The organism is Phytobacter diazotrophicus, assembly GCF_052061655.1.
GTDB lineage: Bacteria > Pseudomonadota > Gammaproteobacteria > Enterobacterales > Enterobacteriaceae > Phytobacter > Phytobacter diazotrophicus.
Genome location: NZ_CM125428.1, coordinates 2,398,170 through 2,424,074 on the forward strand (window position 1 = coordinate 2,398,170; position 25,905 = coordinate 2,424,074).

The window sequence follows — 25,905 nt, forward strand, 5'->3', positions numbered from 1 at the left end:
AGCACTAAGGTGACTTTCCGCCAAATCTTTTTCCCTGGTTTAAACTTACAGGGCAAAAGCCAAAAACGGAGGTCATATGAAGCGTTTTAGTCTGGCAATGTTGACACTGTTCGTCTGCGCCGGTGCGCAGGCGGCCAGTACCGAAGTGAAGATGAACCTCGTCACTGCCGAGGGGACGGGGCAGTCCGTCGGCACGGTGAACATCAGCGAAACCGATAAGGGGCTGAAATTTACGCCCGATCTCAAAGGACTCCCGCCCGGTGAACATGGTTTTCATGTTCATGCAAAAGGGTCGTGTGAGCCTGCGATGAAAGACGGAAAACCCTCCGCTGCCGAGGCGGCAGGTGGTCACCTCGACCCCGATAAAACCGGTAAACACGAAGGCCCCGATGGTATGGGGCATTTAGGGGATTTACCAGTGCTGGTGGTTAACAACGACGGTAAGGCGACCGATGCGGTGGTTGCGCCGCGCCTGAAAAAACTCAGTGACGTGAAAGACAAAGCCCTGATGGTTCATGTTGGCGGCGATAACATGTCTGATTCGCCGAAACCGCTCGGCGGTGGCGGGGCACGTTACGCTTGTGGCGTTATCCGCTAGCGGAATCGGCCAGTGTGCCTGCTGCCGGGGCTTGCTCCAGTTGCGATAACGAGCAATACAATCGCCAGATAAGCGATGCCAGTTCCCGTGCGGCAGGTTGATGATGGCGTGCCAGCGCATCACAAATCCGTTGCAGTTCGCTAAGCGTTACTGCCAGTGGGCGCTGTTGCACGCCTCGTTCACTCATCACATCGCGTAACAGGCTAAGACAGAGATCCCTGACTTTCGACAAGGGATCTGAGCGTGCCTCCCAGTCGCGCAGTTGCCAGACCACATGCGAACAGTTGAGCAAAACCACCCCCCAGCGTAACAACCAGCGGCGAGCGGGCGCATCTTTGCTGTTACTCAACTGACTAATATGGTGATAAACCACCGACTCAAATTCATGCTCGCTCATCGTCGGCATTCGGCTGAGCTGGTCGACAAAGCCTCGCCGAAGCGCACGAATATGACGGCGGCTTTTGCGCGCATCTGACCCAGGGCGCAAAATGGCAAACGAGAGCCACGCCAGCGCCACGCCGAGAATTTTCGCCAGATCGTCATTTAAAAAATCCGCCAGGTCATAGACCGGGGGATTGGTCACCGAAATAAACGATCCCATAAAAACAATCAATTGCCCCCACAGCCCAGCCAGTTTAGGCATTTGGAGCTTGAGCAACTGCATTGTGGTCAACAGTGGCAGCAAAAATAACAAGAACACCCATAAATCGCTGATCTGTACCATCAGACCAAACTTCACGACGAAACTGAATAATGTCAGCAACGCAAGCGTGCGTAGAAGTAGCGTCAATGAATTAAACGGGGCGGGAGAGACCGAATAGAGTACGCAACTGATGGCGGCAAGGGTCAGCGCTGCATCGCCGTACTCCCACTGGCTGGTGATCGTCCAGGCGCCCACCAGACTCAGTGCACAGAAGGTGCGTATCCCGCTCCATAGCGCCTCGGCGTTATCGGTAAAGCGCGCCAGAGCACGGCTTCTGGGCAGCGTAAATTCGGTTATCGGGGTGGCATTTTCAAGGCGCGCCAGCCAACGGCTACTGGCCAGGTACAGTCGGCAGAAGTATCGCAAACGGTGCCAGAAGGCGCTGTGCCGATAGTCATCGTCATTCATTGGCGCGAGAGGGGCAATAATGCGCGCTATGGTATAAAAGTGCGCGCCAGGCCGGGCGAGCTCCACCAGCAACGTTTCGAGTATTGCTCGCGTATTCTCAGGCGGATGCGGCCAGTTCAATAGCAGTCGGCGCAGGCTGGAGATAACGCTGGTCAGACGTAATTGCTGATGGAGCAGGTGGTTGAGAAGCCGGTTCTGACGACGAAAACGATAGTGGCTCCAGAAAGCCTGGATGCGCAGCAAATTCATGGTCAATATCTGCCCAATCACATTTTCATGGGCGGTGCGGATGGCGTCGGTTATCTCCTGTTGCCAGAGCAGGCTGGCATGTTCGAGCAGGCGGGCGTGCATTTTTTTCAGCGCGCTCAGCAGCGCGGTACCGTCAGACGTGCTCGGCATGATCATCATCATCATGCCGCCACAGCCAATCCCCAGCAGCACTTCACAGACGCGGGCCTGGGCGATGTCCCACAGTTCGGTGGTGTCGGTAATATTGACCACCGGAAAGGCAATAATCGCGGCGGTATACCCCGCAAGCTGGAAGGCGTAAGCGACGTTATTACTGAACTGCGCGCAGGCCCAGGTACAGAAACCTATCCATGCGGCCATGGCGAACAGAAACAACCACGGATCGTTAAGCGTATGTCCGGCAATGATCATCGCCGCTGTCGCTCCCAGCAGGCTGCCCGCGACACGACCGAGACTTTTACTGATCACCCCGCCCACGGTCGGAAAACTTACGACGGCGGCAGAAGTCATTGCCCAGTAAGGCTCATCCAGATTGAGGTAATAGGCGACCGTCAGGGCCAGGCACATCGCAATACTGTTGCGCATGGCGTACCGCCACTGAGGGCGCGTCGCGGTAAGCCAGGGCAGGGGAATCGCGATTTTCACTTCGCCCCGCCGATCGATACCGTGCAGGTGGTGCCGGACACCAGCGTCACATCGGCGGGCAGGGAATCGAACTGAATCCGAACAGGCACGCGCTGGGCCAGACGCACCCAGGGTACATTCGGCTTGATGTCTGCCACCAGCCCGCTGTCGGTTTCAACGCTCTGGTCATAAATTGCCCGTCCGATACTGGAAACGTGACCCTGTAACGTGATATTGCCGCTATAGAGAACGATTTGCGCCGCGGCACCTTGACGAATATGACGCAATTTAGTCTCTTCGAAATACCCCACCACATAAAAAGAGTGGCTGTCGATGAGTGCAAACAGCGGTTGGCCGGCGGTGGCGTAGTTGCCGGTGCGGGTGGAAAGATTGGTTATCCAGCCGTCTACGGGGGCTTTTACCTGCGTTTGTGAAAGTTGCCATTGTGCCTGTTGCAGGGCGGCCTCGGCCGCATTGACGCTCGCCTGCATCGCCTTCACATTGATATTCGCGGTATCGAGATCTTCTGCTGAAATATAATTTTTCAACAAATGGCGGCGACGGTTGGCTTCATTGTTGGCTTTGGACAGATCGGTTTGCGCGCGCGCCAGTTGCGCCTGGGCATTCAGCACGGCGATTTTGTACGGTGTGTCGTCGATTCGAAGCAAAATATCGCCCGCTTTAACCAACTGATTATCCTTTATATTCAGCTCAGTAATGCTTCCTGACACTTGCGGGGTGATGCTGACTTGCTCGGCGCGGACTTTACCGTCGCGTGTCCAGGGGGCCTGCATATAGAAGTTCCATAACCACCAGCCAGCGGCGAGCGCCACGGCCAGAACCAGTAACGTCGAAAAGTATTTAAGTGATTTCAGGCGCATAGTTACCACATGATCAAAAAGCCGAGAGACAGACTGATAGCGATCACGAAAAGTGAGAGATCCATCAGGATGGGATGCCAGATATCCCCTGCGTACATCCAGTCACGCAGTAAGCGATGCAAAACCAGCCACACCATAAACCCCAGCAGGACTGCTTTAAAGATAGGGGGAAAGTAGACCGAAGCGCCGAAGATCAGGTCCTGCAGGGGAAATTCCGGGGAGCGAATTGTCAGCGTCAAAAGCGTTAGTCCTTTACAGAAATGTTCACCGGTTCGTTTTGACGGCGAAGACCGCCAGACGGAGATATTAAGAATGGGCGAACACGGTGAAGGCAGCAATGCATTTGTTTTAGCAATATAAATGCTGCACACTATTCTAAAATGAGTATAATAAGTTAGCAAGCTAATTATAAGGAGATGAAATTGGAATCGCCATTAGGTTCTGATCTGGCACGCTTAGTGCGCATCTGGCGTGCTCTGATTGACCATCGCCTGAAACCTCTGGAATTGACGCAAACGCATTGGGTCACGCTGCATAACATTCATCAGCTGCCTCCCGATCAGTCGCAAATTCAACTGGCAAAAGCGATCGGCATCGAGCAGCCTTCGCTGGTGCGTACGTTGGACCAACTGGAAGAGAAAGGGCTTATTTCTCGCCAGACCTGTGCCAATGACCGCCGTGCAAAACGGATCAAATTGACAGAAAAAGCTGACCCGATCATCGAAGAAATGGAAACGGTGATTAAGCAAACGCGGGGCGAAATTCTTTCGGGTATTTCACCGGAAGAGCTGGATTTGTTGATTAGCCTGATTGCCAGGCTGGAACAGAACATCATTGAGTTGCAGTCGCGAGACTAACGCTCAGTTGTAATGAAAAAGCCTCGCATCTGCGAGGCTTTTTTTATCCCTATGTTCAGGTCGTTGCCTGCGAAGGCACTGATGCCATTAACGCGGGGATACGGTAACCTGGCGACCATTGCTTGCCAGTGCAACACGCTGGCCTGCGACGAAACGGGAGTTGCCCTGTTTCTGCACAACCATAATGCTGCTGCCATCGTCTTTACGAATTTCCAGCTCCACACCCTGTGATTTATTCATCGCACCCTGCACGCTCTGACCGGCTACGCCACCCGCCACAGCACCCGCCGCTGTTGCAAGAGAACGCCCGGCACCACCACCCACGGTGTTGCCCAGGAAGCCACCCAGTACCGCGCCACCCAGAGCGCCGACAACGTTGCTGTCGTCACCGCCCTGGATCTGTACCTGACGAACGTTGACAATGGTGCCGTAAGTGACATTTTGTACTTGTTTGGCTTCTGAGGCGGAATAGACATCTCCGGAAAGAGTACTGTCATTAACACAACCCGCCAGAGTAAATCCAACCAGCGTAACTGCCAGTGCACGTAACATCATCTATGAATCTCCTGTTCACCAAAACATGCTCAGTTGAGCATCCGTCATGGTTAAATTATATGGCATTTAGTCACACCAGGTCACATCTTCTGCCAAAACATAGCAAAAATAATAACAAGGATGGATTTAACTGGTCCTAAACAAGCCGATTATAAGCGTCTGCCGCTTTTTTTCCTTCAGTCAGCTCTGATTCGATTGTTAAAAAGTATTTGTAATCGATAGCTTTACAAAACACTTTATGATGGAGTGAGCGTCTAAAGCCCTATAACGAGGAAGGCGTATGAAATCGGGTCGCTATATTGGCGTAATGTCGGGAACAAGCCTTGATGGTGTGGATGTTGTGCTTGCCGCTATTGATGACAAGATGGTAGCCCAACAGGCCAGTCTCACCTGGCCGATGCCGATACCGCTGAAAGAGGCTGTCCTGAGCATCTGCCAGGGCCAACCGCTCACCCTGTCGCAACTGGGACAACTGGATACGCGTCTGGGCAAACTCTTTGCCGAAGCCGTCCTTGCACTGATGGCGCGAGAACATCTCAGCGCAAAAGATATCGTGGCTATTGGTTGCCACGGTCAAACCATCTGGCATGAGCCCACCGGCGATGCACCTCATACGCTGCAAATTGGCGATAACAATCAAATCGCCGCGTTAACCGGTGTGACCGTGGTCGGGGATTTCCGCCGCCGCGATATTGCCCTTGGCGGGCAGGGGGCACCGCTGGTCCCGGCGTTTCATCATGCGTTACTGGCACATCCCATCGAGCGCCGGATAGTGCTGAACATCGGCGGCATCGCCAATATCTCGCTACTTTTCCCGGACAAGCCAGTCCGCGGTTATGACACCGGGCCAGGAAATATGCTGATGGATGCCTGGATTTGGCGTCAACTTGGCAAGCCCTACGATAAAGACGCCCAGTGGGCGAGTGGTGGGAAAGTCGTCCTGCCGCTGCTGCAAAACATGCTCAGCGATCCCTATTTTGCTGCACCCGCGCCGAAAAGCACCGGACGTGAATATTTTAACTATGGCTGGCTTGAGCGTCAGTTGGCTATTTTCCCGGCGCTGGATCCGCGCGATGTCGAAACCACGCTGGTAGAACTGACGGCGGTGACGATTTCCGAACAGGTATTGTTGTGCGGCGGCTGCGAACGGTTGCTGGTCTGTGGCGGGGGGAGCCGTAATCCGTTGTTGATGGCGCGCCTTTCTGCGCTGCTGCCGGGTACTGAGGTCACCACGACGGATGAGGCGGGAATCAGCGGCGATGATATGGAAGCCCTGGCCTTTGCCTGGCTTGCCTGGCGTACGCTGGCCGGTTTACCCGGCAACTTACCTTCGGTAACGGGGGCATCGCAGGCCAGCGTGCTGGGGGCTATCTATCCGGCTAATCCGCGACAGAATCAGAGTTAACTGACTTTCACCCAGGCTGCGTACCGTTAGACTCCGGGGTTTACGGAGGACGTTATTCGCGTCCTCCATGACCAGGACAGTCTCGGGAAAACCTAATGAAAAGAGTGTTAATCGCCTGCCTGCCCGCGCTTCTCGCCGGGTGTAGTTACTACAACCAGTTTGTTGAGCGCATGAATACGGATACGCTTAACTATCAGTGTGATGAAAAGCCGCTTACGGTGAAATTGAACCATCCCCGCCAGGAAGTGAGCTTTATTTATGACAATACGCCGCTGATCCTCAAGCAAGGTCTGTCGGCGTCGGGGGCACGCTACACTGACGGTATTTATGTTTTCTGGTCGAAGGGTGATGGCGCCACGGTCTACAAGCGCGATCGCATCGTACTGAATAACTGCCAGTTACAAAATCCGCGGCGTTGAGATTTTCGCAAGGGGGGGGCACAATAGCCCCACCTGATAATTCATCTTGCTAACGCCATGTCTGATAACGATCAATTGCAGCAAATCGCGCATTTGCGCCGTGAGTACACCAAAGGCGGCTTGCGCCGCGCCGATCTTCCCTCCGAACCGTTGCCGCTGTTTGAACGCTGGCTTGGTCAGGCGTGTGAAGCCAAACTCGCCGACCCGACCGCGATGGTCGTTGCGACTGTTGATGAAACCGGTCAACCTTACCAGCGTATTGTGCTGCTCAAACACTATGACGAGAAAGGCCTGGTGTTTTATACTAACCTGGGCAGCCGCAAAGCCCACCAGATCGAGAAAAACCCGGCTATCAGCCTGCTGTTTCCGTGGCACATGCTGGAGCGCCAGGTCATGGTGATCGGTAAAGCTGAGCGCCTTTCTACCCTGGAAGTGGTGAAGTATTTCCACAGCCGTCCACGCGACAGCCAGATTGGCGCGTGGGTCTCGCAGCAATCCAGCCGGATCTCCGCGCGTGGCATTCTCGAAAGCAAATTCCTTGAGCTCAAGCAGAAGTTCCAGCAGGGCGAAGTTCCGTTACCCAGCTTCTGGGGCGGTTATCGCGTCAGTATTGAGCAAATGGAGTTCTGGCAGGGAGGCGCGCACCGTCTCCACGATCGTTTTTTATACCAGCGTGAAAATGACGCATGGAAAATTGATCGCCTCGCGCCGTAAACCCTGAAAAATGTTGCGCTAAGCGCTGGTGCTCCTGCATCCGGCGCTTTATTCTATGTAACTTTCGTAACTGGCGAAAAGTCGTGTACCGGCAGAGGTGCAGTCGTTTTAAATGGAGAATTTGATGGCAAGCAGTAACTTGATTAAACAATTGCAAGAGCGCGGGCTGGTAGCCCAGGTGACGGACGAGGAAGCGTTAGCAGAGCGACTGGCGCAAGGCCCGATCGCGCTCTATTGCGGCTTCGACCCTACCGCCGACAGCTTGCATTTGGGGCATCTTGTTCCATTGTTATGCCTGAAACGCTTCCAGCAGGCCGGGCACAAACCTGTCGCGCTGGTGGGCGGCGCTACGGGGCTGATTGGCGACCCGAGTTTCAAAGCCGCTGAGCGTAAACTGAATACCGAAGACACGGTGCAGGAGTGGGTGGATAAAATCCGCAAACAGGTTGCGCCGTTCCTCGATTTCAACTGTGGTGAAAACGCGGCGATTGCGGCTAACAACTACGACTGGTTCGGCAATATGAACGTGCTGACTTTCCTGCGCGATATCGGCAAGCACTTCTCCGTTAACCAGATGATCAACAAAGAAGCGGTGAAGCAGCGTCTGAACCGTGACGATCAGGGTATCTCGTTTACTGAGTTTTCCTACAACCTGCTGCAGGGTTACGACTTTGCCTGCCTGAACAAACTGCACGGTGTGGCGCTGCAGATTGGCGGTTCCGACCAGTGGGGGAACATCACCTCCGGTATCGATCTGACCCGTCGCCTGCACCAGAATCAGGTCTTTGGTCTGACCGTTCCGCTGATCACGAAAGCTGATGGCACGAAGTTCGGCAAAACCGAAGGTGGCGCAGTCTGGCTCGATCCGAAGAAAACCAGCCCGTACAAATTCTACCAGTTCTGGATCAATACCGCGGATGCTGACGTTTATCGCTTCCTGAAATTCTTCACCTTTATGGACATTGAAGAGATTAATGCTCTGGAAGAAGAAGACAAGAACAGCGGCAAAGCCCCGCGTGCCCAGTATGTGCTGGCCGAGCAGGTGACCAAACTGGTTCATGGCGAAGAAGGTCTGGTGGCGGCAAAACGTATTACCGAAAGCCTTTTTAACGGCAACCTGAGCGATCTCAGCGAGGCAGACTTCGAGCAGTTGGCGCAGGACGGCGTACCGATGATCGAAATGGAGAAAGGCGCAGACCTGATGCAGGCGCTGGTAGACTCGGAGCTACAGCCATCTCGTGGTCAGGCGCGTAAAACCATCGCCTCCAACGCAGTCACCATCAACGGTGAGAAACAGTCTGACCCGGAATATTTCTTCCAGGAAACGGACATTCTCTTCGGTCGTTATACGCTGTTACGTCGCGGTAAGAAGAACTACTGTTTGGTGTGCTGGAAATAACCGGCAGATACGCGAAACATGAAAAAGGAGTGGGAAACCACTCCTTTTTTTATGGCAAAAGCGTGGAAGATTAAATCCCTTCTGCGGCCATAGCGGCGGCAACCGCCGGACGAGAGGCCACGCGTTGCATATAGTTGGCAATATTCCCGGCCTGCGGGAAGTTCAGTTTCACCGCTACCGCCCACCGCAGTACCGTGAACAGGTATGCATCGGCAATGGAGAAGTTTTCGCCGTTAATCCACTGCTGGTCTGCCAGCGCCGCGTCAACATACTCCAGTTTCTTTTCCAGCAGAGCGCGAGCGGTCGGTTTGAACGCTTCTGGCGTATCCGGACGAAACAGGGGAGTAAACCCTTTGTGCAGCTCAGTTGCCACGAAATTCAGCCACTCCAGCGTCTTGTAACGGCTCAGGAACCCCACCGGCGGCAGCAGGTCGCTTTTCGGCGCGCTGTCAGCCACATACTGCATAATCGCCACGCCTTCGGTTAACAGGGTGTTGGCATTAATGGCCAGTGCCGGGATCTGTCCTTTCGGGTTGATGGCCAAAAAGTCATCACCATTTTCCAGGCATTTTTTTGCTAAATCCACGCGTGCCAGTTCAAACTCTTTACCTGCTTCACGCAGAACAATATGGGAAGCCAATGAGCAGGCGCCTGGTTTATAAAACAGTTTCATTCTTCACTCCGGTGGTTGAATTCGGGCATAGGTTATTACCTGCAGGTATAAAAAAAAAGCCGTTAACGTGCGTTAACGGCTTTCTGCTGAAACTCTGTGCAGTCTTATGCTGTCGCGGTTTCTGACGCTTTCGCGGCTTTATCGCTATCATCACTCTGGGTCATGCGGTTCAGTTTCGGCGCGGCGAGGATCATCAGCGCGGCGATAACAGCAGTCACAATACCGATTTGCAGGAAGACGTGACCATAGACATCAAGTGACATCAGTGGGTCGGTGACGTTTTCCGGGATAGCCATCTGGTTTGCGACGTAGCCTGCGATGATGTTCGCACTGGCGGTCGTCAGGAACCAACTACCCATGATAAAGCCCATCAGACGCTGTGGAACGAGCTGTGCCACCATGGCGAGGCCCAGACCGGAAATCATCAGCTCACCGATACTCTGCAGCCCGTAGCTCGCAACCAGCCAGTTTACGGAGACGATGCCGGCATCAGAGGCGAACTTCGCACCCAGCGGCAGAATCAGGAATGCACCTGAACACAGCACCATACCGATGGCAAACTTATGCGGCATCGGCAGGGTATCGCCCATTTTGTTATAGATAGCAGCCAGGATCGGGCTACCAATGATAATCCAGAACGGGTTCAGCGCCTGGAACTGCTCCGGTTCGAACGTGATACCCAGCAGCGTATGTTCAACGTTACGAATGGCGAAGAAGTTCAGCGATGTCGGCATCTGGCTGTACAGGACGAAGAAGACAATGGCCTGCAGCATCAGAATGAAAGCGACGATCATTTTACGACGCGCCGCGCCCTGCAGAGCAAATGTCTCTTTTGCGAAAATGCACACGATGCACAGCGCAACCACACCCAGCACCATGCGTGCGATGCCCTGGTTATGCAGCAGCCATGTGGCGATGGCAATCAGGATAGCAACGCCTACGATGGTCGCCAGCAGGTAACCCATACGAACCGGCTCGAAGTCAGGTTTAGAACCGTAGTTTTTGACCCAACGCTTGCAGAACGCGAAGTTCACGATGGTGATCAGCAGACCGACGACGCTCAGGGCAAACGCAGTGCTCCAGCCAAATTCTGCAGCCAGCCACGGGGTAGCCAGCATAGAAAAGAAAGAACCTGCGTTAATTGCCATGTAATACATGGTGAATGCACCATCGAGACGCGGGTCATCTTTTGCGTAGCAGGTGGAGAGCAGGGAAGACGGGTTGGCTTTAAACAGGCCATTACCGACGGCGATCGCCGCCATACCCATATACACGATATTGGCATCGTGACCAGACCACGCTACCAGTGCGTAACCGATGGCCAGCACAATGGCCCCCAGCATGATAACGCGCTTTGTCCCCAGAACTTTATCGCCCAGCCAGCCGCCAATAGCGACAAGACCGTAAACCAGCGCGCTAAAAGAGGAAAACAGGGTAATGGAGTCCGCTTCGGACATACCCAGTTGTTTAACCAGATAGACAGCCATGATCCCCTGCAGACCATAGAAGCCGAAACGCTCCCACAGCTCAATGGAGAAGATCAAATAGAACGCTTTAGGTTGTTTGAAAGCGTTCAGACTCACACTTTCGGTTGGTTTGTTTGCAGTTGACACATAGACCTCTTTTTTTACATCCCATATTAATGGGGTGATTCGAGACGCGATGCCCAGTATTCATCGCGCTTATAATTATTGCGGGAGGGAAAACGGCGGCTAATGTTCCTGATCCTGGGATTCGAGGCAAGGCTTTTGTAATGATCTGTTACATTTATCTTTAGCGATATTATAATCCAGCGGCGGAAATGTTATTCAGAGTTAAATTTTGCAGTGTAATTAATGGCAGTTTTTTTCACTAATGAAGGCCGCTAAAAATTGGTCAAAGGTGATATCTTCTGCTGTTAAGCGGTAATGGCAGTTTATCAGCCTGGTCTGATTATAATTAATGGTCTTATGTGTTGGTTTAATCCCTGCATAACACTCTCTGGCCTTGTTTTCATTCAGCTAAAGATCCTTTTTTTAACACGCTTGCATCAATGTGATAAAAATCACACATCTGTAGAATTTTTTTGTCATAAAAAAACATTGGCTCTGATAAAAACCTAATAAGCAAAAGATAATATGATGAAAATGCGGGTTGTACGGTATAAAGCGCGTTAACATGAAAACATTACAGGTATGCCTGTTTGCTTATAGCAAAGTATGACGAGTAGAACCCATTACTCACGCCTATTGCCTTGTTCATCAGAATGCAGTAGATCAATGTTTTCACGAATTTTTTCCTATAAATGAGCAAGTCGATGACAGTGTCACGTGATACTGTCAAATTCCTTTTTTCGCAATTCTTTGGAGTCATTTCATGAACGTGCATTCGTGGCTTAACGCACTACATATCATCGCGGCGATAATCTGGATTGGTGGAATTTTTGTCATGGCCACGGCTGCGGCCTGGTGTGCACAGGCGGTGGGCAAAAATGCGCCGACGGCGACAGCGCTGGCGGCATTTGTGCGCAACTGGAGTCGTAAAGTCACCACCCCGGCGATGATCGTGCTGTGGGTGATGGGGCTGGCGATGGTGTTGGCACACGGGCAGATGCCGCATCTGTGGCTGATTCTCAAACTGGTGCTGGTGGTGTTGCTGTCAGGTATTCACGGAATGTTATCCGCAACCTTACGTCGCCTTGCTGGCGGTGAAATCACGAAGGCGCCTGGGATGGTGCCACGCGCCACGACCATCGTCATTGTGGCCGTGGCGGTCATCATTTTGCTGGTTGTTTTTAGACCGTTCTGAGTAAAGCGAATTCAGAGCTCGGTTTTGCTCTCGAATTCGCATAAATCTTCGATAATGCAGGAGCCGCAGCGTGGCTTACGGGCGATGCAGGTATAGCGGCCATGTAAAATCAGCCAGTGATGACAATCGACCTTAAATTCCGCCGGGACAACGCTCAGCAGCTTTTCTTCAACCTGCTCAACGTTTTTCCCCGGCGCAAAGTGGGTGCGGTTACAGACGCGAAAAATATGCGTATCAACAGCAATGGTCGGCCAGCCAAAGGCCGTATTGAGTACCACATTAGCCGTTTTCCGCCCGACACCCGGTAGCGCTTCCAGCGCGGCACGATCTTCCGGCACTTCGCCGCCGTGTTTTTCCACCAGAATACGGCAGGTCTTAATGACGTTTTCTGCTTTGGTATTAAACAGACCAATGGTCTTAATATAGGATTTGACCCCCTCAACACCCAGCTCCAGCATGGCGTGCGGGGTATTGGCAACCGGGTAAAGCAGGGCAGTTGCCTTGTTCACGCTGACGTCGGTTGCCTGCGCAGAAAGCAGTACCGCAATCAGCAGCTCAAAAGGTGAGTTGAAATTAAGTTCTGTCGTCGGGTGCGGATTGGCATCCCGCAGGCGGGTGAGGATCTCCCGTCGCTTTGTTTTGTTCATCAGGCCTTCCCGGGCACCGTGTGGGCAGTTTCGTCGGCAACGGTCGCTGCGCGACGTTTCTTTGTTCTCTCGTCAATCAGATATTTAATAGCCAGCAGCATGCCAAGGCCGATAAATGCCCCCGGCGGCAGCATGGCCAGCAGAAAGGACGAGTCGGTATGGAACACTTCAATACGCAAAACTTTCGCCCAGTTGCCCAGCAAGCCATCCGCGCCGTCAAATAAGGTTCCGTTGCCGAGGATTTCACGAATCGAACCCAGTGTAAACATGGTGCAGGTCGCCCCCATGCCGATGGCAAAGCCATCAAGGGCAGATAATCCCGGGCTTTTTTTGGCAGCAAACGCTTCCGCGCGCCCCACCACGATACAGTTGGTGACAATCAACGGAATAAAGATACCGAGCGACTGATACAAACCGTAGGCATAAGCGTTAATCAGCATCTGTACGATGCTCACCACGGAGGCGATGATCATTACGTAAATAGGAATACGGATTTCAGACGGCGTCCAGTGACGTACCAGTGAAATCGTAAAGTTGGTCAGCGTCAGCACAAGCGTAGTGGCAAGGCCAAGGCCCAGCGCATTGGTCGCGGTGGAGGTCACCGCCAACAGCGGGCACATGCCTAATAACTGAACCAGCGCGGAGTTATTCTTCCACAACCCCTGGACAATAATGTCTTTAATTTCGCTCATGGTTACTCTCCACAGGTCGGTAAACTGGAAAGTTGCGCGGGCAACGTCGGCGCGTACAGTCCGGCGCGTTTCACCGCATTGACCACCGCTCGCGGGGTGATGGTCGCTCCGGTGAACTGATCAAAATCGCCACCGTCTTTCTTCACTGCCCAGTGCGGGTCATTGGCCCCTGCGATTTTCTTGCCCGTGAAATGGGTGATCCAGTCAGAAATGCGCAACTCTATTTTGTCACCCAACCCCGGCGTTTCGTGATGCTCGGTCACGCGGGTGCCAAGAATGGTACCGTTAAAATCGGCGCCTACCAGCAGTTGAATAACGCCGGAATAGCCGTCGGGTGCCGTCGCTTCAATGACCGCAGCGACTGGCGTATCGTCTCTATGGGCTATATAGACTTTATGTTTGCCTTTCCCCAGTGCCGGGTCATTGACCACGTAACAACTCTCCTGCAAGGCGTTATTATAGATGTCGCCAGGCAATACCTGACCAAACAATGCCTTTTGCTGCTGCACCGCCTGGTCGGCAATGGTGGATTTGGTCAACTGGTGAATTGCTGCTGTCATTCCGGTTGAGGCCGCCGCGAACAGCGTTAACGTCATGCCGTATTTACGCATGGTATCTAGCATGGCGACTCCTTAACGATGGCCGTACACGCGTGGGCGTGTGAAGTAATCAATTAATGGCACGGTAATGTTTGCCAGCAGCACGGCGAAGGCCACGCCATCCGGATAACCGCCAAAACTACGGATAAGCCAGACCAGCAATCCCGCAAGGGCGCCGAAAATCAGGCGGCCTTTATTGGTTGTCGAAGCGGTAACCGGGTCGGTCAGAATAAAAAACGCGCCCAACATGGTGGCACCCGAGAGCAGATGCAGTTGCGGCGACGCCAGACTTTGTGGTGAGAAAACCCAGCCCAGCGTTGAACAGACAGTCAGCGAAACCAGGAAGGCTACCGGGATATGCCAGCGAATGGTTTTCTGCCACAGCAGGAAGATACCGCCCAGCAGATACCCCAGATTGACCCACTGCCAGCCCGCACCCGCCAGCACGCCGCTGTAAATGGCCGATTTGAGGATCTCATCGACCGGATGACCGGCATGAAGCGATGTTTTAAAGGTATCCAGCGGTGTTGCCTGGCTGATGCCATCAATCCCCATCCGCAGGCTATCCATCGTATGGCCGGTGGTTGCATGTCCAGTGAAGATGATTTGTACGGCATCCATCAGGCCTGGAACCGTTTTGGCTATCTCAAAAGGCGGTAACCAACTGGTCATCTGTACCGGGAAGGAGATCAGCAGGACCACATACCCGATCATTGCCGGGTTAAACGGGTTATGCCCAAGGCCGCCATAGAGTTGCTTAGCAATGATAACCGCGAACACCGTGCCCAGCACCACCATCCACCAGGGGGTAAATGGCGGAACGCTGACCGCCAGCAGTAAACCAGTCAACAGGGCAGAGTTGTCCCCGAGGATGGCCCCGATTTGCTGTTTACGCAGCCGTAATACCAGCGCTTCTGCCGCCAGCGCACTCATGCAGGCAAGGATAATCTGCAACAACGTTCCCCAGCCGAAGAACCAAAGTTGTGCTGCAATACCGGGCAGGGTCGCAAGCACGACCAGCAGCATAATGCGCGATGTCTGGCGCTGATTATGGGTATAGGGGGAACTGGCAATTCTAAAAACCATTTAATCCTCGTTAACTGCTTGCTGTGCGGCTTTTTTTGCCTGAACCCGGGCGATAGCTGCCGCTACGGCCGCCTTTCGGGGATCGTCATTGGCGGCAGGGGCTGGTGCGGCCTGCTGTTGTAATTTTTTGGCTTTTGCCCGTGCGATAGCGGCTTCAACGGCTGCCTTACGCGGGTCGACAGGTTCAGCGGCAACGGGTGCCGGGGTTTCCACCGGCACGACGACGTCGCTGGCGCCTTGCTGTTGTAATTTTTTGGCTTTTGCCCGTGCGATAGCGGCTTCAACGGCTGCCTTACGCGGGTCGACAGGTTCAGCGGCGACAGGAGCCGGGATTTCCACCGGCACGACGACGTCGCTGGCCCTTTGCTGCTGCAATTTTTTGGCTTTTGCCCGTGCAATCGCCGCTTCGACGGCTGCCTTGCGCGGGTCGACAGGTTCAGCGGCGACAGGAGCCGCTTGCGTGTCTGTGGCTCCGGCTTTACGGGCTTTAGCGCGTGCAATCGCCGCTTCGACGGCAGCTTTACGCGGATCGACAGCTTCGCTGGCGACAGCGTTACTTTCCGGCACATCTTGTTGCTGCGCTTTTTCTGCCTGACGTGCGCGCGCCTGCGCCTTACGCGCCTCGCGGGCGGCAATCACCTCGCTATTATCCGGTACGCTTCCGGCCTGAACCACGATGGGTTGCGCGCTGGTGGCCTGTTTTTCACGCACGCGGGCGAGGGCTGCGTCAATTGCCTGCTGATCTTTTGCGGCAGGCTGGACGGCGGCTTTTTTGTGGCGTTCAGCGCGAGCGGCTTTTTCCCGCTCCAGGCGCGCCTGACGCGCCTCAAAGCGCGCTTTAGCTTCGGCGTTGCGCTTTTCTTCCTGCGCAATGGCGTAAATCTCGGCTTTTTCCTGACGGAAATACTGGACCAGCGGGATATTACTTGGGCAGACCCACGCACAGGCTCCGCACTCAATGCAATCGGATAAATTGTGCGCAGTAGCTTTGTCATGCTGCTGGCCTTTACTGAACCAGTAAAGCTGCTGCGGCAGCAGATCCGCCGGGCAGGCATCGGCACAGGCGCTACAGCGAATACAGCCTTTTTCTTCCTGCTGCTCACCCATTTCACTGGCCGAGGGCGCCAACAGGCAGTTGGTAATTTTCACCACCGGAACATCAAGCCAGGGCAGGGTAAAGCCCATCAGTGGCCCACCCATGATGACCAGTTGTTCAGCGGAGGGACAAAAACCGGCATGTTCCAGCAAGTGACGCACCGGTGTCCCCAGACGTGCCCAGACGTTTCCTGGTTTGCTGACGCTCTCCCCGGTCAGTGTTACCACACGTTCGGTGAGAGGTTCGCCGTCGATAATGGCGCGCTTAATGGCATAAGCGGTGCCGACGTTTTGCATCAGCACACCAATATCGGATGAACGACCGCCGTGGGGAACCTGCTTGCCGGTCAGAATCTGAGTCAGTTGTTTTGCACCGCCGGACGGGTATTTAGTCGGGATGACGCGTAGCTGGATGTCATGCGCACCAGCCAGTACCGCACGCAGCATGGAAATGGCCTGCGGTTTGTTATCTTCAATACCGATCAGTACCTGGCGCGGTTGCAGAATATGCATCAGGATGCGCACGCCTTCGACTATCTGCGCGGCGCAGTCCTGCATCAGGCGGTCATCAGCGGTGATATAGGGTTCGCACTCGGCGGCATTGATAATCAAGGTCTCGATAAGATCGCCGCCACTTTTCAGCTTCGCGCCGGTCGGGAAACCCGCACCGCCCAGCCCGGCAACGCCAAACTGGTGTATACGCTCAATCAGCGCGTCGCGATCGCGAGAGCGATAATCGCTCCAGCCGTCACGTTCAATCCAGCGATCTTCGCCATCAGCCTCAATAATGACGCTCAGCTCGGGTAGGGCAGAGGGATGCGCGGTAGAGTGGGGGGCAATGGCGACAATATTACCGGAGGTTGGCGCGTGGACTGGCAACATCCGCCCGCGACCATGGGTCAGCGGTTGACCACGTAGCACGCTGTCGCCTACGTTGACGCACAGTTCACCCTCAGCGCCGATATGCTGTTTTAACGGTATAACAAATCGCGTCGCCAGCGGAAGCTGGCGCAGAGGCGTACCACTGGACTGTGTTTTCATCTCCGGCGGATGGATACCGCCATGGAAATCCCACAGTTTGTCTTTGCGAAAAGCAGAAAATAACTTAAGCATGTTGTTCCACGGGAATGATGCGCACGGGAATGGCCTGCAGGTCCCATTTCCAACTGGCGGTGGTCGTCTCTACTGGGCGCAGTTCAATACACTGCGTCGGGCACGGATCCACACAGAGGTTACAGCCGGTACAGAGATCACTCATTACCGTGTGCATGGCACGGGTCGCGCCGACAATGGCGTCGACCGGACAGGCCTGAATACATTTGGTGCAGCCGATGCAGTTCGCTTCATCAATAATGGCGAGCATGCGTACCGGTTCGGGCACGACGACGTCACCGTCGATAGGCTGCGGCTCCACATTTAACATTTCGGCGATTTTCAGCATCACCGCTTCACCGCCGGGTGCGCAGCGGTTAATTTTCTCGCCCTGCAGGCCAACGGCCTCGGCATAAGGGCGGCACCCAGGGTAACCGCACTGCCCACACTGGCTCTGCGGCAAAAGATCGTCAATTTTCTCAACGACGGGATCGTCTTCCACCGCGAAACGACGCGAGGCATATCCCAGTACGACACCAAACAACAACCCGAGCACGCTCAGGGCCGCGATGGCAATCCAGATTGCATTCATTACAACTTCACCAGACCACTAAAGCCCATAAAGGCCAGAGACATCAAACCGGCGGTAATGAGGGCAATCGCATTACCGCGAAACGGTGCGGGCACATCGGCGACGACAAGACGTTCACGGATGGCGGCAAACAGCACCATGACCAGAGAAAACCCGACGGCAGCGGAAAAACCGTACAGCGCGGATTGCAGGAAATTATGCCCGAGATTGATATTCAGCAATGGCACGCCCAGCACCGCACAGTTAGTGGTGATAAGCGGCAGAAAAATCCCCAGCAGGCGATACAGCGCCGGGCTGGTTTTGCGCACCACCATTTCGGTGAACTGTACCACCACGGCAATAACCAGGATAAACGCCAGCGTACGCAGATAGATGAGATCCAGCGGAATGAGCAGCCAGGTATCGATAATCCACGCGCAGATAGACGCCAGCGTAATAACGAACGTTGTGGCAAGCCCCATGCCCATCGCGGCTTCGAGCTTTTTCGAAACCCCCATGAACGGGCACAGGCCAAGAAATTTCACCAGTACGAAATTATTGACCAGAACGGTTCCGATAAATAGCAGCAGATAGTCTGTCATTATTTGGCCTGAAATAAAAAAAGCCGCCTATTATCGGTCAAACAGCACCGGGCGACAACAGGATAACTGTAAGGTTATTACGGGTTCACAAAGGTCGCTTTGACCCGTCGCGATCGCTTGAAATAGGGCACGATCAGCGCGGCTGCGAGTAATGCCGATAAAAGCCCGCGTACCGCCACATCGTCAGAAACAGGAGAGAAGGCAAAAGCTTTTAGCGCCAGCAGCACGCTAATCAGTAACCAGATAATCATATGTTTCAGGACGCTATGGCGGCGTTTAAAAAAGGCGATAATCAGCCATAGCGTGTAATACCAGACGCCTGCCGCCAGGGCAAAAGAGGCAAACCAGGTCAACAATTCCGCCAGTGGCCGTACACCGACGGCGGCAATGACCAGCGGAACCTGAGTTTTAGCGACATCCAGGAGACGTAACGTCTGGCCCAATAACGCGACCAGCAGCCAGGCTAATGGCGCAAGCAGCCAGCCGCCGATTCTTTCTGCAGGTGTTGTTATCATGCTTGTTCCTCACAGGCGGTCACTGATTTATCGGCCGAGGAGTATAAAGCATTATGCGCCAGATGCCAGTGGCGTTATTGCACGTAATGCCACACGGACTTTGGTACACGGCCAATATCGAACAAGCGACCACCGGATACCAGTTCAGCCCGGCGATGATCGGCGGCGCGATACATGTTAATGATTTCTTCGTTGTCGGTCAGTGTGTAGTTAAGGTGATCGAACAATTTTTCCAGACTTTCAAGTGAACTGATTTTGCGGAATTTTAATAAATAATCCTGAACGGTCATTTTAAGCGTTATCCATGTTATAAAAAGGCATTAATACATTCGCGGGTATTTCGTTCGAATAATAGTCGGGCTTATCAGGACGTAAATTGTCTCTGAATGTATCGCCATGAAATTAGGAATTTTCTTTAAGGTTAAATGGATGCCAGAACGGCATCCGTCATGAAGATTAGCGCTCTTCGCCACGCCTGGCAATACACAACGCAGTACCATAATTAGGCATACCTGCGTTCGCTTCGTATTTTATTTTTTCTGCGCGACGATACTCTGTTCCGGCGGCTGGTAATTATCGATATGACTGGCGAACACCAGAAGAACGGTCGAAACACCCAATACAACCCAGCCTGTTAATTCAATAATCCGATTGATGATAGTGGCCATAACTCTACAACTCCCTTAGGTCTGATTTGGGATGTTACCTGGGCGAACAGCGGACGACAAGGGACCGCTCCCTGTTTTTGGAAAATTCCGTATCATTAAAGTAATTGCATGAAGAACCCTGTTTTCACGGTTAAATTCCTTAAGCGCATATGTCGCTGTTGTCCCTGAAAGAGAGATGGTGTGAAATACACGTTCCAATAACGAGAGGCCGCTTTATGAATGACAATATCCGTGTCGGACTAATTGGTTACGGCTATGCCAGTAAAACTTTCCATGCGCCGCTGATTGACGGCACGCCGGGAATGGAGCTGGCGGCAATCTCCAGTAGCGATGAGTCGAAAGTGAAGGCGGACTGGCCGGCTGTGTCGGTCGTATCAGAACCGAAACATCTATTTAATGATCCGAAAATCGACTTAATCGTCATCCCCACGCCTAACGACACCCATTTTCCGCTCGCTAAAGCCGCGCTGGAAGCGGGCAAGCACGTCGTCGTGGATAAACCCTTTACAGTGACGTTGTCACAAGCAAGGGAACTGGATGCGCTGGCGAAAAGTTGTGGCCGCGTGCTGTCTGTGTTTCATAACCGGCGCTGGGATAGTGACTTCCTGACGCTGAAAGCCTTGCTGGCCGATGGTGCGTTAGGCGAGGTGACCTTTTTCGAATCACACTTTGACCGTTATCGCCCGGAAATTCGTAACCGCTGGCGTGAACAGGCGGGTCCGGGAAGCGGTATCTGGTACGATCTGGCCCCGCATTTACTGGATCAGGCCGTCAATCTGTTTGGTCTGCCTGTCTCGCTGACGGTGGATCTGGCGCAACTGCGTCCAGGTGCACAGGCGACAGATTATTTCCATGCGGTGCTCTCTTACCCGCAGCGCAGAGTTATCCTGCATGGCACGATGCTGGCCGCGGCTGAATCAGCGCGTTATATCGTGCACGGTACCCGTGGTAGCTACGTGAAGTTTGGCCTCGATCCGCAGGAAGAGCGCCTGAAATCGGGTGCAAAACTGCCGCAGGAAGACTGGGGATACGATATGCGCGACGGGGTATTAACCCGAGTCAATGGCGATGCCCGTATTGAAGAAACCTGGCTCACGGTGCCGGGTAACTATCCCGCCTATTATGCGGCTATTCGTGACGCGTTAAACGGTGCGGGAGAAAACCCGGTTCCGGCAAGCCAGGCCATCCAGATAATGGAACTAATCGAATTGGGTATTGAGTCGGCAAAACATCGTTCAACGCTCAATCTGACCTGAATAAAAAAGCCGCTCAGATGAGCGGCTTTTTTTACCCCTGTAACACCTTATCTTTGAGAGCCTGTTTCTCAGCCGCAGAGAGAAACGCGATTTCCAGACCGTTGATTTGCGCCTGGCGAATCTGTTCGCGGCTCAGTCCGGCGGCTGGGGCGGCAATCTGATACTCATGACCAATCTCCACACCCTGCACGGCCGGATCGTCAGTGTTAATCGAGGCCAGCACGCCATGCTCCAGGAAGGTTTTCAGCGGATGTCGTGCCAGTGACGGCACGGTGCTGGTCTGGATATTGGACGTCAGGCAGGATTCGATACCGATACGCTGTTCGGCCAGAAATGCCATCAGTGCCGGATCTTCAATCGCTTTGACCCCGTGACCAATACGCTCTGCGCCCAGTTCGCGAATCGCCTGCCAGATGCTTTCCGGGCCAGCGGCTTCGCCCGCATGCACGGTGATATGCCAGCCTGCGTCGCGCGCACGGTTAAAATGGGGCAGGAACAGACTACCGGGAAAGCCCAGCTCATCACCCGCCAGATCCAGCGCTGTGATGCTCTCGCGATGCGCCAGCAACGCTTCAAGTTCCTGTAAACACGCGGCTTCGCCAAAGGTGCGGCTCATGATGCCAATCAGGCGTGCCTCGACGCCGAACGCCTGGCTGCCTTCGCGCACGTCAGCAATAACCGCTTCAACCACGCCAGCGACAGGCAGATTGTGCGTCATCGCCATGTAGCCAGGGGAGAAACGCAGCTCAACGTAATGCAGACCCTGGCGCGCGGCGTCTTCCATATTCTCATAAGCCACGCGACGGCAGGCATCAAGGGAGGCCAGCACTTTTACGCCCCAGTCCAGCTTCGCAAGGAAACTCACCAGATCGGGTTCGTTGGCAGTAACCTGTACGTGCGGCAGCAATGTTTCAAGCGTTTGCGCGGGAAGGGGAAGATTAAACTCACGGCCAAGATCGAGAATGGTTTGTGCCCGAATGTTGCCGTCCAGGTGGCGATGAATATCAGTTAATGGCAAGTTGGTATCAATCATGGTCGCACTCTTATTTTAAGTAAAGTGCGATACATTATACCACATGTCAGCAGCGCATCAGCATTAGTGGTAATAGATTGAATTTATGATGAAGTTTTACGCGTGAAAACGTCAGAATGGCCGTGGGCTGTTGGCACTTTATTTATCTCCCCCTGCAGCGATTACAGGGGGAGTCATGTCGTTATATTTCTATCCATTCAGCAGACTAACGAACAACAAGCACCGGGCATTTTGCGTGGCGGACCACCGCTGCGGCATTTGAACCTAACAAATAGGTAGTCATATCTGGCCGGTGTGAAGCAATGATGATGAGATCCGCTTGAATGGAGTCCGCGAGTTTGAGGATCTGATCCTTAGGCGTCCCGGTTACAGCATGCGTCTGCACTTTTTCCATTGGAATTTTAAACGTTTTGACGATTTCATTCAGCCGCGATAACGCCTCTTCTTGCAGGTCTTTTAATTTCGGTAAAGAAGCTGAATACGCCAGTCCCAGCGTCGAATAATAAGGATGAGAAGGGATAACCGTCAAAAAATGGACTTTCGCAATATTGATAACGGCATGAGCCTGAACATAAGGGATGACCTGTCGGGTCAGTTCGCTTTCGGCAATATCGATGGGTACTAATATGGAGCGATACATATAGACCTCCTGTATGATTTCATACAGGTTAAATAGTACGCTATTAACCATAAAAAAAGTGTGTGATTGGTTTCAGTTCCCGGTAAATAACAGCAATTACGACTTTTGTCGTAGCATCGATTTTATTTTTCAAGCGTAACGGACCAGACCTCATTGGGGGCGTGTATAGCTGAAAAAAAAGCCCCTTGGGTAAGGGGCTTTTGGGTTACTGCTGCGGCACCGCAGGTTCGACAGGAGCGGTCGGATCATCCGGCGTTTCCGGTGAATCTTCCTGCTGTGGCATTGAGGGCAGGCCAAACATGCCGACAAATTCGTCCAGCGGCATTTTCTCGCCGTTCAGTGTCACCTGACCGTTAGCGTATTGCAGGCTGGTGCCAATGGTGTTGTTTTCGAGGGTCGTAATACGGAACATCTGACCCATTGCCGCCAGGCCTTTTACCTGCTGGCTTGCCAGTTTGGCTGCTTCATCCTGTTGATAGCCTTCCAGCTTCGCAACCTGAGTCATAAACTCAACGGCCATATCCATCGGGATAGTTAGCTTGCTGTCCAGCGACTTCACATTTTTGTCCACTTCCTGGGCCAGCGTCTGCGGCGGCGCGCTCACAGCCGTATCGGCGGCAGGATTTTTCAGGAACAGGGAGAGGTTGAGTGCCGTTTCGCCTTTGCTGTTCTTCCAGCTCAGCGGAGCAATGGTGATGACAGGCTCACCTTTTAACAGCAGCGGGAAGGCATTAAAGAAGGCTTCCGCCGCCTTTTGCTGATAGAGCGCCGGGTCCTTCATGACATCTGGCTGTGCCATCAACGCCTGTGTCTGAGCGTTATACTGCTGGCTAAACTGGTGCCAGGCTTCGCCGTCAATCTGGCCAATCTTCAGCGTCAGGTTGCCACTGCCCATCTCCTGATTCTGGATTTTCAGGCTCTGGATGGTGTAGTCGAGCTGGCTATTAATGGTTTTGTTATCTTTCGCGACCTCAGATTTGCCGTTCAGATTCATCCCTTCAATGACTGCCATCTCTTTGTTTTCAATAGAGATGGCCAGCTTGTCCAGCGTCACTTTCTGGCTGCCAACGCGCTCGTTAAAGCTGGCAAGTTGGGTCGAGCCTTCCGTTTTCAGGTTATTGAGGGAGAGCTGAATTTTCTGACCGTATTCGTTAACCGTATCAACCAGAGCGCTCTGCGCCTCGCCGCTGACGGTAATCGCATTGCCGTCTTTATCGGAACTGATGCGGAATTCGCCGCCGCTAAAGGCAACTTTCTCGCCCTCTTTTTCCGAGTTAAGCGGGTGCAGCGTGAGATCCGTACGGGTATCGCCACTGTAAGCGATGCGGGTCTCTGCGACGAACGGCGATTGCCCTTTGGCGATATCAAACAGCGGCTTCGTCATCTCATTGTTGACGAGCGTGGAATGTACCGATGCCATCGATGGGATGACGTTCAGCTTTTTAAGTTGCGCCAGTGGGAAAGGACCATGATCAATGTTTTCATGCAGTACGATGGTCTGGCCCGGTTTAAACCATGGGTTTACCTTACCCTCGACCGGTTTTACCACCAGTTCCATCTGGCTGCTGAACAGACCCCGATGGTAGTTTTGAGAAGATAACTCCACGCTGGCCTCAGGCGCGGTGCGTTTAATCTGTTCATTCGCCTGGCTGATCATCTCCCCCAGACGGTTTTCAAGCTGTTTCCCCGTGTACCAGGCACCACCTGTCCAGATGATCCCGAGCGCAATAACAACTCCGGCAGCAACCAGCGTTTTTTTCATCGTTATTATCCCTAAAAATAAAACCAGGCGGGATCATCCGCCTGGGTATGTGAAAAGGCTCTGTAGAGCTTAGCAATCCTTGCTAAAAAGTTCAGTAACTAGTTGAGCTTATTGTAGACCCGCGCCAGTCTACCCACGCCGCTTACTGTCACAGGAGATTCGCTGGCACTTATAAATGCCGACTCACCGGGTTTGAGCACCAGTGTCTCACCCCCTTTGCTGAGTACGGCTTCGCCTTCCACACAGAACAGGATAGCCGCGCTCTGCTGCGCCACATCGCTACCGGTGGTAGAGAGGTCATGCAGCGAAAATGCAAAATCATCAACCGGGATAGGGAATTCCAGGCAGGAAGCCTGTTTTACGGGTTGGGTCAGTAATTCACTGGCAGGTTTGGGGGTGAATTTTACATTTGCGACCAGTTCCGGAATGTCGATGTATTTCGGCGTCAGCCCTGCGCGCAGTACGTTATCAGAGTTGGCCATGACCTCCAGCGCCACCCCCTGAAGATAGGCATGCGGGGTTTCGGCGAACAGAAACATCGCTTCACCGGGATTCAGTTTCACCACATTGAGCAGCAGCGGGGAGAACAGGCCGCTGTCATCAGGATAAAACTCGGAAATGACACGAATGGTTTCCCACGGTTCACCCTGCTGGCTATTGAGTGCCGCTTTCAGAACCGCCAGCGCCCGCGATTTTTCATCGCCCTTTAAATTCAACAGGCTGGCGAAGAGTTGGCTCAGGCGTTCCGCGCCGGGTTCTTGCAGAAAATGAGCAATAGCCTGGTTGGCGCCCGCCACAGGTTGTAGCAGAGAGACGATTTCGGAGAACGGACGGAAGGCGTTCATCGCCAGGAAGGGCGTCAGTGCAAAGACCAGTTCCGGTTTATGGTTCGGGTCTTTGTAGTTACGCTCGGCCGCATCGAGTGGAATACCGGCGGCATTCTCTTTCGCAAAACCGATTTCAGAGGCCTTTTTGTTCGGATGCACCTGAATGGACAGCGGCTGGGCGGCACACAGCACTTTAAACAAAAAGGGCAACTCGCCAAAACGTTCGGCGACTGCACTGCCCAGCAAGCCTGCTTTGTCCTGTTCAATCACCTCGCGAAGCGAGTGAAGGTTGCCCTGCGCGTCCTGCACTTTTGAGCTGCTCCTGGGGTGTGCGCCCATCCACAACTCGGCCATTGGCTGGTTGTCAGGGTTCGCGACGCCATAGAGTTCCGTTAACGCGTTTTTACTTCCCCAGGCATAGTGCTGCACTGAGTTAATGAGTTTTTGCATTATCCCGCCCTTCATCATGGTCAACTTAATTGCACGTATTAAAGCAATAAATTTGTTCGAAGTAATCAGAGCAGGCAAAAAGTCGTACTAGTCTCAGT

The 25,905-nt window shown here is 53.5% G+C and carries 28 protein-coding genes; 8 read left to right on the plus strand and 20 right to left on the minus strand.

Going from position 1 to position 25,905, the window contains the following annotated elements:
- Nucleotides 1-76 precede the first annotated feature (76 nt).
- A complete protein-coding gene (sodC, locus tag ACS0RQ_RS11765; protein ID WP_271848941.1) occupies nt 77-598 on the plus strand; it encodes a superoxide dismutase [Cu-Zn] SodC in 522 nt (173 codons plus the stop codon).
- On the opposite strand, the gene ACS0RQ_RS11770 is transcribed toward sodC, so the two are convergent.
- The 3 genes from ACS0RQ_RS11770 to ACS0RQ_RS11780 are packed head-to-tail and all read right to left on the minus strand — an operon-like array spanning nt 588 to nt 3,702.
- Nucleotides 588-2,603 (minus strand): FUSC family protein, encoded by a 2,016-nt coding sequence (locus tag ACS0RQ_RS11770; protein WP_271848940.1) that lies wholly within the window; start codon nt 2,601-2,603, stop codon nt 588-590. The genes sodC and ACS0RQ_RS11770 overlap by 11 nt on opposite strands.
- Complete coding sequence (locus ACS0RQ_RS11775; protein ID WP_271848939.1) at nt 2,600-3,463, minus strand: efflux RND transporter periplasmic adaptor subunit; 864 nt, start codon at nt 3,461-3,463, stop codon at nt 2,600-2,602. Before ACS0RQ_RS11775 ends, ACS0RQ_RS11770 begins: the two co-directional genes overlap by 4 nt.
- A gap of 2 nt (nt 3,464-3,465) precedes the next feature.
- On the minus strand, nt 3,466-3,702 hold the full coding sequence (locus ACS0RQ_RS11780; protein WP_041851551.1) for a DUF1656 domain-containing protein: 237 nt from the start codon (nt 3,700-3,702) through the stop codon (nt 3,466-3,468).
- Nucleotides 3,703-3,879: 177 nt separating this feature from the next.
- On the opposite strand from ACS0RQ_RS11780, the gene slyA reads away from it, so the two are divergent.
- A complete protein-coding gene (gene slyA / locus ACS0RQ_RS11785) occupies nt 3,880-4,320 on the plus strand; it encodes a transcriptional regulator SlyA (protein WP_041851550.1) in 441 nt (146 codons plus the stop codon).
- An 87-nt stretch (nt 4,321-4,407) separates the two neighbouring features.
- On the opposite strand, the gene slyB is transcribed toward slyA, so the two are convergent.
- Nucleotides 4,408-4,875 (minus strand): outer membrane lipoprotein SlyB, encoded by a 468-nt coding sequence (gene slyB / locus ACS0RQ_RS11790; protein ID WP_041851549.1) that lies wholly within the window; start codon nt 4,873-4,875, stop codon nt 4,408-4,410.
- Nucleotides 4,876-5,155: 280 nt separating this feature from the next.
- Here slyB and anmK point away from each other — a divergent pair, with 280 nt between their 5' ends.
- The 4 genes from anmK (at nt 5,156) to tyrS (ending at nt 8,812) form a co-directional block, all read left to right on the plus strand.
- The gene (gene anmK, locus ACS0RQ_RS11795) at nt 5,156-6,280 is read left to right on the plus strand and encodes an anhydro-N-acetylmuramic acid kinase (RefSeq protein WP_271848938.1); all 1,125 of its coding nucleotides are present in this window, start codon (nt 5,156-5,158) and stop codon (nt 6,278-6,280) included.
- Between the two features lie 95 nt (nt 6,281-6,375).
- Nucleotides 6,376-6,699, plus strand: a complete 324-nt coding sequence (gene mliC, locus ACS0RQ_RS11800; protein WP_041851547.1) for a C-type lysozyme inhibitor — start codon at nt 6,376-6,378, stop codon at nt 6,697-6,699.
- A gap of 57 nt (nt 6,700-6,756) precedes the next feature.
- On the plus strand, nt 6,757-7,413 hold the full coding sequence (pdxH, locus tag ACS0RQ_RS11805) for a pyridoxamine 5'-phosphate oxidase (protein ID WP_041851546.1): 657 nt from the start codon (nt 6,757-6,759) through the stop codon (nt 7,411-7,413).
- Between the two features lie 124 nt (nt 7,414-7,537).
- Entirely contained in the window at nt 7,538-8,812 is a 1,275-nt protein-coding gene (gene tyrS, locus ACS0RQ_RS11810; protein WP_041851545.1) for a tyrosine--tRNA ligase, read from the plus strand.
- 70 nt (nt 8,813-8,882) lie between these two features.
- Here the strand turns inward: tyrS and gstA are convergent, their stop codons facing one another.
- Together gstA and dtpA are read right to left on the minus strand one after the other, a co-directional pair.
- Nucleotides 8,883-9,485: a glutathione transferase GstA gene (gene gstA / locus ACS0RQ_RS11815; protein WP_271848937.1), complete on the minus strand. Its 603-nt coding sequence runs from the start codon at nt 9,483-9,485 to the stop codon at nt 8,883-8,885.
- Nucleotides 9,486-9,589: 104 nt separating this feature from the next.
- The gene (dtpA, locus tag ACS0RQ_RS11820; RefSeq protein ID WP_271848936.1) at nt 9,590-11,098 is read right to left on the minus strand and encodes a dipeptide/tripeptide permease DtpA; all 1,509 of its coding nucleotides are present in this window, start codon (nt 11,096-11,098) and stop codon (nt 9,590-9,592) included.
- A gap of 742 nt (nt 11,099-11,840) precedes the next feature.
- Between dtpA and ACS0RQ_RS11825 the strand changes: the two genes are divergently transcribed.
- On the plus strand, nt 11,841-12,272 hold the full coding sequence (locus ACS0RQ_RS11825) for a HemJ family protein (RefSeq protein WP_271848935.1): 432 nt from the start codon (nt 11,841-11,843) through the stop codon (nt 12,270-12,272).
- An 11-nt stretch (nt 12,273-12,283) separates the two neighbouring features.
- On the opposite strand, the gene nth is transcribed toward ACS0RQ_RS11825, so the two are convergent.
- The 10 genes from nth to blr all read right to left on the minus strand — a co-directional run bounded on the left by nth (nt 12,284) and on the right by blr (nt 19,839).
- The gene (nth, locus tag ACS0RQ_RS11830; protein WP_041851541.1) at nt 12,284-12,919 is read right to left on the minus strand and encodes an endonuclease III; all 636 of its coding nucleotides are present in this window, start codon (nt 12,917-12,919) and stop codon (nt 12,284-12,286) included.
- On the minus strand, nt 12,919-13,611 hold the full coding sequence (locus ACS0RQ_RS11835; protein WP_041851540.1) for an electron transport complex subunit E: 693 nt from the start codon (nt 13,609-13,611) through the stop codon (nt 12,919-12,921). The genes nth and ACS0RQ_RS11835 overlap by 1 nt, the downstream gene beginning before the upstream one ends.
- Before the next feature lie 2 nt (nt 13,612-13,613).
- Nucleotides 13,614-14,234, minus strand: coding sequence for an electron transport complex subunit RsxG (gene rsxG / locus ACS0RQ_RS11840; protein ID WP_271848934.1), 621 nt, complete (start codon nt 14,232-14,234; stop codon nt 13,614-13,616).
- A 9-nt stretch (nt 14,235-14,243) separates the two neighbouring features.
- Nucleotides 14,244-15,296 (minus strand): electron transport complex subunit RsxD, encoded by a 1,053-nt coding sequence (gene rsxD, locus ACS0RQ_RS11845; RefSeq protein ID WP_271848933.1) that lies wholly within the window; start codon nt 15,294-15,296, stop codon nt 14,244-14,246.
- Nucleotides 15,297-17,504, minus strand: a complete 2,208-nt coding sequence (gene rsxC / locus ACS0RQ_RS11850) for an electron transport complex subunit RsxC (RefSeq protein WP_271848932.1) — start codon at nt 17,502-17,504, stop codon at nt 15,297-15,299.
- Nucleotides 17,497-18,075 carry an electron transport complex subunit RsxB gene (gene rsxB / locus ACS0RQ_RS11855; protein ID WP_041851536.1) on the minus strand — a complete coding sequence of 193 codons (579 nt, stop codon included), beginning with the start codon at nt 18,073-18,075 and terminating at the stop codon, nt 17,497-17,499. The genes rsxC and rsxB overlap by 8 nt, the downstream gene beginning before the upstream one ends.
- A complete protein-coding gene (gene rsxA / locus ACS0RQ_RS11860; protein WP_041851535.1) occupies nt 18,075-18,656 on the minus strand; it encodes an electron transport complex subunit RsxA in 582 nt (193 codons plus the stop codon). The genes rsxB and rsxA overlap by 1 nt, the downstream gene beginning before the upstream one ends.
- A 77-nt stretch (nt 18,657-18,733) precedes the next feature.
- Nucleotides 18,734-19,171: a DUF2569 domain-containing protein gene (locus ACS0RQ_RS11865; protein WP_271848931.1), complete on the minus strand. Its 438-nt coding sequence runs from the start codon at nt 19,169-19,171 to the stop codon at nt 18,734-18,736.
- A 74-nt stretch (nt 19,172-19,245) separates the two neighbouring features.
- Nucleotides 19,246-19,461, minus strand: a complete 216-nt coding sequence (ydgT, locus tag ACS0RQ_RS11870; protein ID WP_041851533.1) for a transcription modulator YdgT — start codon at nt 19,459-19,461, stop codon at nt 19,246-19,248.
- 240 nt (nt 19,462-19,701) lie between these two features.
- Nucleotides 19,702-19,839 carry a division septum protein Blr gene (blr, locus tag ACS0RQ_RS11875; protein WP_041851532.1) on the minus strand — a complete coding sequence of 46 codons (138 nt, stop codon included), beginning with the start codon at nt 19,837-19,839 and terminating at the stop codon, nt 19,702-19,704.
- 215 nt (nt 19,840-20,054) lie between these two features.
- Here blr and ACS0RQ_RS11880 point away from each other — a divergent pair, with 215 nt between their 5' ends.
- Nucleotides 20,055-21,095: an oxidoreductase gene (locus tag ACS0RQ_RS11880; protein ID WP_041851531.1), complete on the plus strand. Its 1,041-nt coding sequence runs from the start codon at nt 20,055-20,057 to the stop codon at nt 21,093-21,095.
- Between the two features lie 31 nt (nt 21,096-21,126).
- Here ACS0RQ_RS11880 and add read toward each other — a convergent pair whose 3' ends face one another.
- From add to manA, 4 genes are all read right to left on the minus strand, one after another.
- Entirely contained in the window at nt 21,127-22,128 is a 1,002-nt protein-coding gene (gene add / locus ACS0RQ_RS11885; protein WP_334633031.1) for an adenosine deaminase, read from the minus strand.
- 205 nt (nt 22,129-22,333) lie between these two features.
- On the minus strand, nt 22,334-22,768 hold the full coding sequence (uspF, locus tag ACS0RQ_RS11890) for a universal stress protein UspF (RefSeq protein WP_271848929.1): 435 nt from the start codon (nt 22,766-22,768) through the stop codon (nt 22,334-22,336).
- A gap of 205 nt (nt 22,769-22,973) precedes the next feature.
- Nucleotides 22,974-24,530 (minus strand): YdgA family protein, encoded by a 1,557-nt coding sequence (locus tag ACS0RQ_RS11895; protein ID WP_271848928.1) that lies wholly within the window; start codon nt 24,528-24,530, stop codon nt 22,974-22,976.
- A 98-nt stretch (nt 24,531-24,628) separates the two neighbouring features.
- Entirely contained in the window at nt 24,629-25,807 is a 1,179-nt protein-coding gene (manA, locus tag ACS0RQ_RS11900; RefSeq protein ID WP_271848927.1) for a mannose-6-phosphate isomerase, read from the minus strand.
- Nucleotides 25,808-25,905 lie beyond the last annotated feature (98 nt).

Bases quoted from the DNA above. Each gene is read 5' to 3' on its own strand.
- sodC (WP_271848941.1), top strand. From the start codon at position 77: ATGAAGCGTTTTAGTCTGGCAATGTTGACACTGTTCGTCTGCGCCGGT.
- ACS0RQ_RS11775 (WP_271848939.1), bottom strand. From the start codon at position 3,463: ATGCGCCTGAAATCACTTAAATACTTTTCGACGTTACTGGTTCTGGCC.
- slyA (WP_041851550.1), top strand. From the start codon at position 3,880: ATGAAATTGGAATCGCCATTAGGTTCTGATCTGGCACGCTTAGTGCGC.
- slyB (WP_041851549.1), bottom strand. From the start codon at position 4,875: ATGATGTTACGTGCACTGGCAGTTACGCTGGTTGGATTTACTCTGGCG.
- anmK (WP_271848938.1), top strand. From the start codon at position 5,156: ATGAAATCGGGTCGCTATATTGGCGTAATGTCGGGAACAAGCCTTGAT.
- mliC (WP_041851547.1), top strand. From the start codon at position 6,376: ATGAAAAGAGTGTTAATCGCCTGCCTGCCCGCGCTTCTCGCCGGGTGT.
- pdxH (WP_041851546.1), top strand. From the start codon at position 6,757: ATGTCTGATAACGATCAATTGCAGCAAATCGCGCATTTGCGCCGTGAG.
- tyrS (WP_041851545.1), top strand. From the start codon at position 7,538: ATGGCAAGCAGTAACTTGATTAAACAATTGCAAGAGCGCGGGCTGGTA.
- gstA (WP_271848937.1), bottom strand. From the start codon at position 9,485: ATGAAACTGTTTTATAAACCAGGCGCCTGCTCATTGGCTTCCCATATT.
- ACS0RQ_RS11825 (WP_271848935.1), top strand. From the start codon at position 11,841: ATGAACGTGCATTCGTGGCTTAACGCACTACATATCATCGCGGCGATA.
- nth (WP_041851541.1), bottom strand. From the start codon at position 12,919: ATGAACAAAACAAAGCGACGGGAGATCCTCACCCGCCTGCGGGATGCC.
- ACS0RQ_RS11835 (WP_041851540.1), bottom strand. From the start codon at position 13,611: ATGAGCGAAATTAAAGACATTATTGTCCAGGGGTTGTGGAAGAATAAC.
- rsxG (WP_271848934.1), bottom strand. From the start codon at position 14,234: ATGCTAGATACCATGCGTAAATACGGCATGACGTTAACGCTGTTCGCG.
- rsxD (WP_271848933.1), bottom strand. From the start codon at position 15,296: ATGGTTTTTAGAATTGCCAGTTCCCCCTATACCCATAATCAGCGCCAG.
- rsxC (WP_271848932.1), bottom strand. From the start codon at position 17,504: ATGCTTAAGTTATTTTCTGCTTTTCGCAAAGACAAACTGTGGGATTTC.
- rsxB (WP_041851536.1), bottom strand. From the start codon at position 18,075: ATGAATGCAATCTGGATTGCCATCGCGGCCCTGAGCGTGCTCGGGTTG.
- rsxA (WP_041851535.1), bottom strand. From the start codon at position 18,656: ATGACAGACTATCTGCTGCTATTTATCGGAACCGTTCTGGTCAATAAT.
- ACS0RQ_RS11865 (WP_271848931.1), bottom strand. From the start codon at position 19,171: ATGATAACAACACCTGCAGAAAGAATCGGCGGCTGGCTGCTTGCGCCA.
- ydgT (WP_041851533.1), bottom strand. From the start codon at position 19,461: ATGACCGTTCAGGATTATTTATTAAAATTCCGCAAAATCAGTTCACTT.
- blr (WP_041851532.1), bottom strand. From the start codon at position 19,839: ATGGCCACTATCATCAATCGGATTATTGAATTAACAGGCTGGGTTGTA.
- ACS0RQ_RS11880 (WP_041851531.1), top strand. From the start codon at position 20,055: ATGAATGACAATATCCGTGTCGGACTAATTGGTTACGGCTATGCCAGT.
- add (WP_334633031.1), bottom strand. From the start codon at position 22,128: ATGATTGATACCAACTTGCCATTAACTGATATTCATCGCCACCTGGAC.
- uspF (WP_271848929.1), bottom strand. From the start codon at position 22,768: ATGTATCGCTCCATATTAGTACCCATCGATATTGCCGAAAGCGAACTG.
- ACS0RQ_RS11895 (WP_271848928.1), bottom strand. From the start codon at position 24,530: ATGAAAAAAACGCTGGTTGCTGCCGGAGTTGTTATTGCGCTCGGGATC.
- manA (WP_271848927.1), bottom strand. From the start codon at position 25,807: ATGCAAAAACTCATTAACTCAGTGCAGCACTATGCCTGGGGAAGTAAA.